This is a genomic window from Tautonia sociabilis (genome assembly GCF_003977685.1).
In the GTDB taxonomy this organism is placed as follows: Bacteria; Planctomycetota; Planctomycetia; order Isosphaerales; family Isosphaeraceae; genus Tautonia; species Tautonia sociabilis.
On the sequence record NZ_RYZH01000021.1, the window covers coordinates 48,351 to 60,900 of the forward strand.

Genomic DNA, 12,550 nt, shown 5'->3' on the forward strand with positions numbered 1-12,550 from the left:
GCGCTCTCACCCAGATCCTCGCCTTCCCAGCTTAGCGAGCCGATCGGCCCCCTGTCGATCGCACCCGAGCCCCCGCTTGCCCGCTCGCCCGCTCATCTCGGGCCGAGGTTCGCCTGGCTGGGGCGTCCGTCATCGTGTATGGTCAGAGAGGTGTTGAGATCCCCCGCCCTCGGGAGGGCCCGATCTGGTGCGGCCGATCGCGATCCTGTTGCTGATCCCGCTTCTGGTCCTCTGCCCCATCGCGTGCGGGGTCTGGGGGCCGGCCTGCGCCCCGGATCTCCTCGGGGCCCAGCCCGACGGCACCGGGCACTCGGATCGCGGCCCCGACCGGGATTGCGTCCCCGGCCCCGTCGGCATTCCCCAGGATGCCGACGATTGCCTCTGCAAGGGGGCCATCCAGCTCGATGGCCCTCGAGGGCACGACGGCGACCAGGCCAACCTCCTTCCCGCCCTCGACAGCCCGCCGTCCGATCACCGGCCGTCCCTCTCGCATCTCCTCTCCCATCGAGGCTGGGCCGGTTCCCCGACCGGCTGGGCCTCCCGGCTCGGCGCGATCCGCGTGCGCGCCGTGCTCCAGAACTTCCGCTGCTGACCTCCCCCCTCGAGTCGGAAGGGGACGGGGTGCCGCCTCCGCTGGCCTCGGGCCGGCCCGCTCCCCGTCACGGCCTTCCCGGCCCCGACCTCCTCGCTGCCGACGCAACCAATCGCCCGCCGCCGGCCCCCGGCGGCGCCGGCGACCGCCCGACCGCGCCTCTCCTCACTCGCGGGGATCGAACCATGAAGCGGACCTTGTTTGTCTCGACGTCCCTGGTGGCGGGGGCGATCGTCCTCGGCCTCGTCGTGGCCGCCACCGGCCCCGATTGGCTTCCCCCCTGGGCCCGGATCGACCCCGGCCGGCTTCCCCCCTGGGCTCGCCTCGGAGCCTCGGCCCCGGCGGAGCCCGACGACTCGGAGGACTACGGGCTGTATTGCCGGGAGCACGGGGTGCCGGAGATGTTCTGCACGCTCTGCCATCCCGAGCTGGCGGAGCAACTGCTCCCCTGCGCCGAGCACGGCAACATCCCCGAGGAGATCTGCACGCGCTGCCACCCCGATGCCCAGGAACGCTACGACCTGGTCCTGTGCCCCGAAGGGCATGGGCTGCCGGAGCACTTCTGCTTCCGATGCGGCAACGCCCCCGGCTCCTCGGCCGCCCTGCCCGACGACGGCTGGTGCGCCCCCCACAACGCTCCCGAGCCCCTCTGCCCCGAATGCCCGCCCGACCCGAACGGGACGCGCCCCCTGGCCTGCCTCCAGCCCCTTCCCGACGTGAGGCTCGCGTCCGAGGACCTGGCCGGGAAGATCGGGCTGAGGACCGCCCCGGTGGCCGAGGAACGCCATGCCCACCACGTCGAGGCCAACGCCGAAACCGCCTACGACGGCAATCGCCACGCCGAGATCTCCCCCCGGGTCGCCGGCTTCCTGCGATCGATCCGAGTCGACCTCGGGGCCGAGGTCCGGCCCGGAGACGTCCTGGCCGTGGTCGATTCGGCCGAGGTCAGCGGGGCCAAGTCGCGGTTCCTCGCCTCCAGGGCGGCGCTGGAGTTGGCCCGGACCGAACACGAGCGGACCCAGATGCTGGTCAGCCGGAACGCCGTCGCCTCGAAGCAGGCCCTTGAGGCCATGACCGCCCTGAACCAGGCCGAGGCCGCCGCGCTGGACGCCTCCCAGACTCTCCGCAACCTCGGCTTTGACGACGAGGACCTGGCCCGGATCGAGGAAGAGAAGAACACCTCCAGCCTGCTGGAGGTCGTCTCTCCCATCGCCGGCGCGGTCATCTTCCGCCACGCCGTCCTCGGCGAGGCGGTCCAGCCGACGACCAAGCTCTTCGGCGTTGCCGACACGAGGTCCATGTGGCTCTGGATCGACGTCTACGAGCGGGACATCGACCGGGTGCGGGTCGGCCAGGAGGTGAGCTTCCAGCCCGCCGGCACCGGCCGGGGAGCCGACGCCCCGTCCTTCGAAGGCACCATCACCTGGGTGGGCTCGGAGGTCGACGAGACGACGCGCACCACCAAGGTCCGGGCCGAGCTGGAGAGCGCCACCGGCCGGCTCCGCGCCAACCTCTTCGGCCGGGCTCGGATCCGGGTCGAGCCCGAGCATGACGCCCTGGTCATCCCCCGAGACGCCCTCCAGCGGCACGAGGGGACCGACCTGGTCTTCCGCTCGATCGGGGCCGGGCGCTTCCGCCCGCAGCGGGTCGTGATCCGCCCCACCGACCGTCCCGGCATGGCCGAGGTCGCCTGGGGGCTGGAACCCGGACAGGAGGTGGTCACCGACGCCGCCTTCCTGCTGAAGACCGAGATCATGAGGGGCGCCATCGGCGCCGGCTGCTGCGAGTGATCGCCCCGCCGAGGGAGCCCCCCCATGCTCAGCGCGCTGATCGAGTTCAGTCTGAAGAACCGCTTCGTCATCCTCCTCCTGGCGGGCCTGCTCGTCTTCGTCGGGGTACGCTCCGCCCTGGAGCTGCCGCTGGACGCCTTTCCCGACACGACGCCGGTCCAGGTGCAGATCAACACGGTCGCCCCGGAGCTGTCGCCGGAGGAGGTCGAGCGGCTGATCACCTTCCCCGTCGAGTACGCCATCGGCGGGCTGAAGGGGCTGCGAGAGGTCCGCTCGGTCTCCAGGTTCGGCTTCTCGCAGGTGGTGGCGATCTTCACTGACGAGACGGACATCTACTTCGCCCGCCAGCAGGTCAACGAGCGGCTCGGCGAGGTCGAGCTGCCCGAGGGGGTCGATCGCCCGGCGATGGGGCCGGTCGCCACGGGCCTGGGGGAGATCTACCACTACCTGCTCCGGAGCGACAACCCGGAGGTCGATCTGACCGAGTTGCGCACCTTGCAAGACTGGGTCATCCGCCCCCGCCTCCGACGGGTGCCGGGCGTGGCCGAGGTCAACGCCTGGGGCGGCTTCGTCAAGCAGCTCGAAGTGCGGGCCGACCCCGACCTGCTGGCCAAGTACGGCCTGACGTTCGATGACGTGATCGCGGCCCTTCGCTCCAACAACCAGAACGCCGGAGGCGGCTATGTCGTCCGCTCCGGCCAGGCGAGCCTGGTGCAAGGCGTCGGGAGAACGACGACCGTCGAGCAGATCGCCGACGTCGTCGTCGCCGCCGAGGACGGGGTGCCCGTCCGGGTCGGCGACCTCGGCGAGGTCGGCATCGGCCACGTCCTCCGCCGGGGAGGCGTCACCGCCAACGGCCAGGGCGAGGCGGTGCTCGGCCTGGCCTTCATGCGGATGGGGGAGAACTCCCGGGAGGTGACGCACGCCCTCGACGAGGCGATGCGAGACGTCAAGCAGGCCCTTCCTCCCGGCGTCGAGATCGAGGTCCTCTACCGGAGGACCGACCTGGTCGACCAGGTGTTGCACACCGTTCGAGACAACCTCGCCCACGGGGCCATCCTGGTCATCGCCGTGCTGTTCGCCTTCCTGGGGAACCTCCGGGCCGGGCTGATCGTCGCCGCGGCGATCCCGCTCTCGATGCTCTTCGCGGTGACGATGATGCAGCAGGTCGGCATCGCCGGGAGCCTGCTGTCGCTCGGCGCCATCGACTTCGGCCTGGTCGTCGATAGCTCGGTGGTCATGGTCGAGAATTGCGTCCGACGCCTCGGCCGGGCCCGATCGGGCCGGAGCACGGCCGAGATCATCCGGGAGGCCGCCGTCGAAGTCCGCAAGCCGACCATGTTCGGCGAGCTGATCATCATGGTTGTCTACCTGCCGATCCTCACCCTCCAGGGGACCGAGGGGAAGCTCTTCCGGCCGATGGCGATGACGGTCATCTTTGCCCTGCTTGGCTCGCTGGTGCTCTCGCTGACGCTGACACCCGTGCTCGCCTCGCTCGGGCTGTCGCGGAGGGCTCGCGAGCGGGAAACCCTCGTCGACCGGTTCACCCGTCGGCTCTTCCAGCCGGTGCTGCGCCGGGCGCTGAACCACCCGGTCCTGACGCTGACCTTCGTCGGATCGGTCACCGTGGCGACGACGATTCTCGGCCTCCGCCTTGGCTCGGAGTTCGTCCCCCGGCTGTACGAGGGCACGGTCGCCATCAGCACGGTTCGCCTGGCGGGGGTCGACCTGGACGAGTCGCTCCGCTACGGCTCTCACATCGAGCGACTGCTCCAGGAGCAGTTCCCCGACGAGATCGAGAACATCTGGAGCCGCACCGGCACGGCCGAGGTGGCCACCGACCCGATGGGACTGGAGCAAACCGATGTGTTCATCACTCTCACGCCCCGACAGCACTGGAAACGCGCCGAGACCCAGGAGGAGCTGGTGGCTCAGATGGCCCGAGTGACCGAGGTGCTGCCGGGGATGCGGGCGATCTACACGCAGCCGATCGAGATGCGGATCAACGAGATGATCGCCGGCATCCGCGCCGATCTCGGGGTCAAGCTCTTTGGCCCCGAGCTGGAGGTGCTCAAGGCGAAGGCGGCCGAGATCCAGCGGGTGATCGAGCAGGTTCCCGGAGCCGCCGACGTGACGACCGAGCAGGTCACCGGCCTCCCGGTGCTCCGCGTCGAGGTCGACCGCGAGGCGCTGGCCCGGCTCGGCGTGTCGGCCGAGCAGGTGCTCGACGCCGTCCGGGCGACCGGGGGCCTCCAGGTCGGCGAGGTGCTCGAACCCGACCGCCGCTTCCCGCTGGCGATCCGACTGCCGGAACGGTACCGCGACGACCCGGCGGCGCTGGACCGGATCCTCATCCCCACCGCCTCGGGCCAGCGGCTTCCCCTGACGCAACTGGCCCTCCTGGAGGAGGTGGAGGGCCCCTCCTCGATCAACCGCGAATGGGGCCTGCGCCGGATCGTCGTCCAGGCCAACATCCGGGGGCGCGACCTCGGCTCGTTCGTCGACGAGGTGCGCGATCGGATCGCCCAGGAGGTCGAGCTGCCTCCGGGCTACTCCGTCGCCTTCGGCGGCCAGTACGAGAACCTGATCCGGGCCGAGCGTCGCCTCTCCCTGGTGGTGCCGCTGGCGCTGGGCCTGATCCTCAGCCTGCTGTACCTGTCCTTCGGCTCGGTGAGAGACGCGCTGATGATCTTCACCGGCGTGCTGTTCGCCCGGGTCGGCGGCGTGCTGGGGCTCTTGGTCATGGGCCTGCCCTTCACCATCTCGGCCGGCATCGGCTTCGTCGCCCTGGCCGGCGTCTCGATGCTCGACGGCCTGGTCCTGGTCAGCTCCATCCGAGACCGCATCGCCCGGGGGGTGCCGAAGCGATCGGCGATCGAGCAGGCCCGGGAAGCCCGACTGCGGCCGGTGCTGATGACCAGCACGGTCGCGGCCCTGGGGTTCGTGCCCATGATGCTCTCCACCGGCATCGGGTCCGAGGTCCAGCGCCCGCTGGCGACGGTGGTCGTCTTCGGCGTCGTCAGCGACACGGTGCTGACGATGCTCGCCCTGCCGGTGCTCTACCTGCTCTTCGGCAAGGGCCCCGATCCCGAAGGCGATCGGCCCGATCTCGGCCGGGCCGATCGCGAGCCGGAACCGGCGGCGGCGTGACCGCATCCCCGGCGGGACCGAGCGGCCGGGGCCGCCACCGGGACGTGTCAGCCGCCCCGGCCTCCGGGAGCGCGGAGGAGGGTCGCGGAAGGGTCCTCGGCGCCGGATCGACCCGAATCGCCTCCGGATTCCCCCGGCCCGACGATCCTCACGCGATCCACGCCCTGCCGCCACCAGTCGCCAAGCGGCCCGCGATCGACGCTCCGCCGGGCATTCGCCGCGGTCGCCCGAGACAGCTCCAGGTCGGCGACGAGCACCTCCTCATCGAACATCGACGCCTCGGCGATGATCGTCCCGTCCGGGTCGATCACCCGGCTCTGGCCGTGGGAGCCGGAGAGGTCGTCATTGGCCGGGGCGTTGGCCTGGACGACGAAGACGGTGTTCTCGACCGCCCTGGCCTGGATCTGCGCCCGGTAGGGGCCGATCTTCCGCTCCTGCCGGATGCCCGACTCGTGCGAGATGTAGAAGACGACCCGGGCCCCGGCCAGGACAGGAAGCCGGACCAGCTCCGGGTAGCGCTCATCGTGGCAGATGATGACCGAGCACGGCACGCCGGCCAGCGAGAAGACCGAGAGGTGGTCCCCCGGGTCGGGCCAGGGTTCGGCGAGCTGGACCTTGTGGTAGCGTTCGACAACCCTCCCCGAGGCGTCGATCACCAGGGCCGAGTTGAACAGCCGATCCCCCTGTCGCCAGGGAGAGCCGACCACGGCGGCAATTCCCGCCGATCGGCAGGCATCGGCCACCCTCTGCTCGGCTCGGGCCAGCTCCTCGGCGGTGGCGGCGGTGGCCGAGTCCTCGAAGTAGCCGGTCAGGGCGCATTCGGGGAAGACGGCGACGTCGACCCCGCTCCCGCCAAGCCGGAGGAGGTGCTCCCGGATCCGATCGACGTTCTCGTCCAGGCCTCGAGTCGACCGGAGCTGCACCGAGGCCACCCGGATCGTTGTCGGAGGAGGAGCGTCCTCCGGGCAGGAGATCGAGACGGCGGCGGTGATCGCGGCGAGGATTCGGATCGAGGCCATCGCAGGCTCCTCCGGCCGGGGGGATGGGCGTTGGCCCCCAACATACCGCCGAGGGAGCCGTCTCGCAGCACCTCGACGGCCATCGAGGCCGGGTGGCCCGGTGGGGCCGGGAGCCTTACAATCGGTTCGGACATTCCGAGTCGGCCGCCCGGGACGGAGCCGGCGCCGCCGGCTCCCCGACGGAGGAACGCGACATGAACCCCCGACTGCTCGCCCCCCTGACCGCCTCGGCCCTGGTCTGGGCCCTGTCCGCTGGCTGCTCCCCCTCGGAGCCCGCCGGCCCGACCGCCTCGACGGGGGCCGAGTTGCCCAACGACGTCTTCGCCGCCGAGGTCGAGCTGACCCCGGAGCAGATCGAGGCCATCAACCAGCTCCCGCCGGCCGACGCCAAGGTCGCCCTGGCTCAGAAGGTTTGCCCCGACTCGGGAGAGCCGCTCGGCGGGATGGGCGTGCCGATCAAGGTCGACGTCAACGGGATCCCGGTGTTCGTCTGTTGCGCCGGGTGCAAGGACGGCGTGCTCGCCGACCCCGACGCCGCGCTCGCCAAGGTCCCCCAGGGCTCCGCCAGCCCGACCGAACCCGAGGCCCCGGCCCCCGAAGGAGAGGCGGAGGCGGAGGGCTCCTGACCCCCGATCGGACGGTTCCGGTCGGCCGGCGGGAGGGGATTCCACCGCCGGCCGACTCCCGGGAAGAACCACGGGCCGCCGCCGACCTGGAGGTCGACGGCGGCCCGTTCGCGTCCGATCACCTGGAGTCGGCCAGGGCCGGCTCAGATGTCGAAGTAGAGGTAGAACTCGTAGGGGACCGGCCGCAGGTTGACCTGCTGCAGCTCGCGCTCGCGCTTGTAGCTGATCCAGGTCTCGATGACGTCCGGGGTGAAGACGTCCCCCTTGAGCAGGAAGGCGTGGTCCTTCTCCAGGTTGTCGAGCACCTCGGCCAGGGAGCCGGGGGTGCTCTTGATCTTGACCGCCTCCTCCGGCTCGAGGTCGTAGAGGTCGCGGTCCATCGGCTCGCCCGGATCGATCTTGTTCTGGATGCCGTCGAGGCCGGCCATCATCAGGGCCGAGAAGGCGAGGTACGGGTTGCACGACGGGTCGGGGCAGCGGAACTCGATGCGCTTGCCCTTGGCGCTCTTGCTGTAGAGCGGGATGCGGATGGCGGCCGATCGGTTCCGCTGGCTGTAGACGAGGTTGACGGGGGCCTCATAGCCGGGGACCAGGCGGCGGTAGGAGTTGGTGGTCGGGTTGGTCAGCGCCAGCAGGCTCGGGGCGTGCTTGAGCAGGCCGCCGATGTAGTAGCGGGCGGTGTCGGAGAGGCCGGCGTACTTCGTCTCGTCGTAGAAGAGGTTGGTACCGTCCTTCCAGAGGGACTGGTGGGTGTGCATGCCCGAGCCGTTGTCGCCGAAGATCGGCTTGGGCATGAACGTCGCGGTCTTGCCGTGGCGTCGGGCGACGTTCTTGATGACGTACTTGTAGTACAGGACCTTGTCGGCCATGGTCCGCAGCGTGTCGAACCGCATGCCGATCTCGCCCTGGCCCGAGGTGCCGACCTCGTGGTGGTGCAGGTCGATCGGGATGCCCAGCTTCTCCATCTCCAGGATCATCTCGGAGCGGATGTCCTGCAGCGAGTCGGCCGGCGGCACGGGGAAGTACCCCTCCTTGTGCCGGATCTTGTAGCCGAGGTTCGGGCCCTCGTCGCGGGCCGAGTTCCAGATCGCCTCCTTCGAGTCGACCTTGTAGAAGCCCGTGCTGGCCGTCTGCTCGTAGCGGACGTCGTCGAAGACGAAGAACTCGGCCTCGGGCCCCCAGTAGCTGGTGTCGGCGATGCCGGTCGACTTCAGGTACGCCTCGGCCTTGGTGGCGATGTACCTCGGGTCCCGGCTGTAGGGCTCCAGCGTCACCGGGTCGAAGACATTGCAAATCAGGCTCAGCGTGGGCACGGCCATGAACGGGTCGAGCTTGGCCGTCTCCGGATCCGGCTTCAGCAGCATGTCCGATTCTTGGATCTGCTGATAGCCGCGGACGCTCGAGCCGTCGAAGCCGAGGCCGTCCTCGAACAAGTCGTCGGTCAGGTTGCGCACCGGGATGGAGAAGTGCTGCCAGACGCCGGGCAGGTCGATGAACCGCAGGTCCACGATCTGGACACCGGCGTCCTTGGCCAACTTCTGAACGTCGGCGGGGGTCGTAGCCATGCTGAGCGGGGCTCCATGTGGGCGTGGGAGAGGATCGACAAGATTCGGTGCGCGCGTTCTCCCTCACGGCCGCCGGCGATCAGCCGACGCCGCGTTCTGAATTCCTGGCTTGGGAAGGAGAGATACCCGATCGGGCCCCGCCGTGGCAAGGGCCCAGTCCGGCAAACCATTGCGCCGGTGATCGCCGAACGGCGTCACTGGTCCGTTCTTCTCATGTGTCCGGCGTCGGGATCCGAAAATCAGGTTGATCGGGTCATACGGCCCGCCCGGGTCAGGAGACGCGGGCGGGCAACGGGACGGGTGCCAAAGGAAGCGGCATCCCGACCCGGTCGGGGCCTCTCCCCCCGAGAACCCGGGACGTACCCGCGCAATTGGTCCCGGACAGGAGGTCCCACGACCGTGAACCGGATTCCCATCGCACGACCGAGGCGAGCCGGCTGGATGGCCGCCGCGGCCCTGGCATGGTTCGGGGGCTCGGGAGAGGCCGAGGGGCAGGTCAGCGCCATCGACGGGGTCCCCCCGCTACCCCCGGCGGTCCCCGACACCGCTCCCCCCTTGCCCCTGGGCGAGTCGTTGAGCGTCCCGCCGGTCCAGCCCTTCTCCCCGCCGCCGATGCAGCCCTACGCCCTGCCGGCCGCCGAGAACCTCTACGCCGCCGAGCAGCCCACCCTCGAGGCCGCCGCCGAGGAGGCCGCCGCCGAGGGCGAGCCCCGCCGCTACCTCATGGAACTCTTCGGGGCCGAGCAGAGCAAGTTCCAGGTCTACGGCTGGATCCAGAACAGCTTCACCGCCAACCCCGCCTTCCCGTCCGACGGCATCAACTTCGGCGTCACCCCGAACTACGCCTCCAACGACTGGCGGGGGAACCAGTATTACACCGTCTTCGAGCGGCCGCTCGACCACGACGGCACGATCAACTTCGGCGGCCGTCTCGACTTCCTCTTCGGCCACGACCACTCCTTCAACCACATGAGGGGCGTCTTCGACAACGCCTTCGGTCCCACCCAGTTCGCCGGCATCGACCTCGCGCAGTTCTACGGCGAGGTCCACCTGCCGGTGCTCACCGAGGGCGGCCTGGATGTGAAGTTCGGCCGCTGGTACACGCTGCACGGCTACGAGGTCGTTCCGGCGATCGGCCGGCCCCTGCTGTCGGTCCCCTACATGTTCACCTTCGGCCAGCCGTTCACGCACTGGGGCCTGATGACCACCTGGAACGTCTCGGACAACCTGGTGATCTACAACGGCTCTCCCCAGGGCTGGGACGACTTCCAGAACAGGAACCTCGTCTGGACCTACATGGGCGGCTTCAGCTACACCGGCCTGCAAGACAAGCTCAACCTGACGTTCGTCTACAGCTACGCCGTCAACCAGTTCCACAAGCAGGAGGTCCAGTTGGAGGGAGGCCCGCTGATCGAGGCCTCGAACATCGGCTACACCGGCAACTTCACCCACCTGTGGACCACAGTCCTCAGCTACCAGTGGACCGACCGGCTCACCCAGGTGCTCGAGAACGACATCGGCTACGAGGAGGACGTGCCGTTCGACGCCGGAGGCGGCGTGGTCGGCCACGCCCCCTCGCGCTGGACGAGCTTCGGCAACTGGTTCCTTTACGAGCTGGGCGACAACCTGACCGGCGTCTGGCGGAGCGAGATCTTCTGGGACAACGACGGCTTCCGCACCGGCTTCGCCGACCGCTACTACGAGCAGACCCTCGGCCTGATCTACAAGCCCTGCCCGAACCTCTGGATCCGGCCCGAGACCCGATGGGACTGGGCCCAGTTCGGCACCCCCTACAATGGCGGTGTCTCCGGCAGCCAGTTCACCTACGGCTTCGATATCATTCTGCTCTACTAAACGAAGCCCTCACCCCACCGACTCCCCTCGAGGCCCGAGGCCCCCGACGGGCGGGGCCTCGGGCCTTGCTGCTTGATTCTCGGGCACAAACCGCCCGCCGAGACAGCACCAACGCAGTCCCCACCTCCCGGCGGGTTTCCTCCGCGGAAAGGGCAACTCCTTCCGAAACAAGATCTTGCGACCGATCACACCGGGAAACCTCTCGGATGGCACGGGATCTTCTGACAGCGGCAACGATCCCGGGAGCCGGACGACTCATCGCGTCGACCACGACCGCGCTCCTCTCCTCATCCGTCCCCCCCGATCGATCGGGCGCTCGAAGGCCCCCCGCGCCGAGTCGGGCGGCATCGAACCGCCCCCCCCGGGCCCGGCCGCAGCGGTCCCCGACGATCGACATCCCCGAGGGAACTGACCGATGCAACGCCGAAGGACCCGGACCCTCCTGGTGGCGCTCGGCGCCACAATCGGCCTGGGGCTCGCCCTGGCCCCCCCCGCGATGGCGCAGGAGGAGGATCTCGCCTCCGTGGTCGCCGGCCAGCAGGTGGCCCTGGACACCCTCTGGGTGATGCTCGCCGCCTTCCTGGTGTTCTTCATGCAGGCCGGCTTCGCCTACGTCGAGGGCGGCCTGACCCGGTCGAAGAACACCAACAACATCATGATGAAGAACCTCGGCGACTTCGCCCTGGCCACCCTCGGCTTCTGGATCTTTGGCTTCGCCATCATGTTCGGCGACGGCACCCCGCTCTTCGGCACCAAGGGCTGGCTGCTGCTGGGGGCCGACAACTCCCCGGCCATCGACGACTATGAGGGGGTCTACAGCTCCATCTCCTGGTCTGGCGTCCCCCTGGCCGCCAAGTTCATGTTCCAGCTGGTCTTCGCCGGCACCGCGGCCACCATCGTCTCCGGAGCGATGGCCGAGCGGACGAAGTTCCACTCATACATGATCTACTCGTTCTTCATCAGCGCCTTCATCTACCCGATCGTCGGCCACTGGATCTGGGGAGGCGGCTGGCTCGCGTCGCTGGGCATGTGGGACTTCGCCGGCTCGACGGTCGTGCACTCCACCGGTGCCTGGCTCGCCCTGATGGGGGCCCTGTTCATCGGCCCCCGCATCGGCAAATACACGAAGGAAGGCAAGGTCAACCCCATCCCCGGCCACTCGATCCCGATGGCCGCCCTGGGCGTCTTCATCCTCTGGCTCGGCTGGTTCGGCTTCAACCCCGGCTCGACCATGGCCGCCACGCCCGACATCGCCCACATCGCCCTGACCACCAACCTGGCCGCCGTCGCCGGCGCCGTCGGCGCCATGGTCCTCTCCTGGCAGCTCTTCAAGAAGGCCGACATCTCGATGACGCTCAACGGCGTCCTCGCCGGTCTGGTGGCCATCACCGCTCCCTGCGCCTTCGTCGCCCCCTGGGCGGCGGTGGTCATCGGCCTGGCGGCCGGCCTGCTGGTCGTCGTCTCGATCCTCTTCTTCGACAAGGTCCGGGTCGACGACCCCGTCGGCGCCATCTCCGTGCACGGTGTCTGCGGCGCTCTGGGCACGATCGCCGTCGGCCTCTTCGCCCAGGACAAGTACGCCCCGGGCACGACCGGCGACGGCCTGCTCTTCGGCGGAGGAGCAAGCCTGCTGATCCACCAGATCATCGGCGTCGTGGCCGTCTTCGGCTTCTGCGTCGTCACCGGGGCCATCCTATTCGGCGGCATCAAGCTGATCTTCGGCCTGCGAGTCTCGGCCGAGGAGGAGGTCAACGGGCTGGACATCGGCGAGCACGGCATGGAGGCGTACCCCGACTTCGCCCCCACCGTGAAGGCCTCGGTCCCCTACGAGGACTACCCGATGGCCGCCCGCAAGGCCTCGCTTAAGTCCGAGCCCCCCGCCTCGGCCCCCCGGCCGGTCGAGGTGTCCGCGCAGTGAGCTGACCCGAGCGGTCCCCCGGCCCGGCCCCGAGGG

8 protein-coding genes are annotated in these 12,550 nt (G+C 69.6%); 6 read left to right on the forward strand and 2 right to left on the reverse strand.

Annotated features, from left to right (window positions below; translation table 11 throughout):
* The first annotated feature begins 187 nt into the window (after positions 1–187).
* The 3 genes from TsocGM_RS12230 to TsocGM_RS12240 all read left to right on the forward strand — a co-directional run bounded on the left by TsocGM_RS12230 (position 188) and on the right by TsocGM_RS12240 (position 5,532).
* Positions 188–592, forward strand: coding sequence for a hypothetical protein (locus TsocGM_RS12230; protein ID WP_126725658.1), 405 nt, complete (start codon positions 188–190; stop codon positions 590–592).
* Positions 593–777: 185 nt separating this feature from the next.
* Positions 778–2,382: an efflux RND transporter periplasmic adaptor subunit gene (locus tag TsocGM_RS12235; protein WP_126725659.1), complete on the forward strand. Its 1,605-nt coding sequence runs from the start codon at positions 778–780 to the stop codon at positions 2,380–2,382.
* 24 nt (positions 2,383–2,406) lie between these two features.
* Complete coding sequence (locus TsocGM_RS12240; protein ID WP_126725660.1) at positions 2,407–5,532, forward strand: efflux RND transporter permease subunit; 3,126 nt, start codon at positions 2,407–2,409, stop codon at positions 5,530–5,532.
* 47 nt (positions 5,533–5,579) lie between these two features.
* Here TsocGM_RS12240 and TsocGM_RS12245 read toward each other — a convergent pair whose 3' ends face one another.
* Positions 5,580–6,551 (reverse strand): carbon-nitrogen hydrolase family protein, encoded by a 972-nt coding sequence (locus tag TsocGM_RS12245; protein ID WP_126725661.1) that lies wholly within the window; start codon positions 6,549–6,551, stop codon positions 5,580–5,582.
* 194 nt (positions 6,552–6,745) lie between these two features.
* Between TsocGM_RS12245 and TsocGM_RS12250 the strand changes: the two genes are divergently transcribed.
* Entirely contained in the window at positions 6,746–7,177 is a 432-nt protein-coding gene (locus tag TsocGM_RS12250; protein ID WP_126725662.1) for a hypothetical protein, read from the forward strand.
* Positions 7,178–7,320: 143 nt separating this feature from the next.
* On the opposite strand, the gene glnA is transcribed toward TsocGM_RS12250, so the two are convergent.
* Positions 7,321–8,742, reverse strand: a complete 1,422-nt coding sequence (gene glnA, locus TsocGM_RS12255; RefSeq protein WP_126725663.1) for a type I glutamate--ammonia ligase — start codon at positions 8,740–8,742, stop codon at positions 7,321–7,323.
* A gap of 399 nt (positions 8,743–9,141) precedes the next feature.
* On the opposite strand from glnA, the gene TsocGM_RS12260 reads away from it, so the two are divergent.
* Together TsocGM_RS12260 and TsocGM_RS12265 are read left to right on the forward strand one after the other, a co-directional pair.
* The gene (locus TsocGM_RS12260; protein WP_233578794.1) at positions 9,142–10,596 is read left to right on the forward strand and encodes an outer membrane beta-barrel protein; all 1,455 of its coding nucleotides are present in this window, start codon (positions 9,142–9,144) and stop codon (positions 10,594–10,596) included.
* 415 nt (positions 10,597–11,011) lie between these two features.
* Positions 11,012–12,514, forward strand: a complete 1,503-nt coding sequence (locus TsocGM_RS12265; protein ID WP_126725665.1) for an ammonium transporter — start codon at positions 11,012–11,014, stop codon at positions 12,512–12,514.
* Positions 12,515–12,550: the final 36 nt, after the last annotated feature.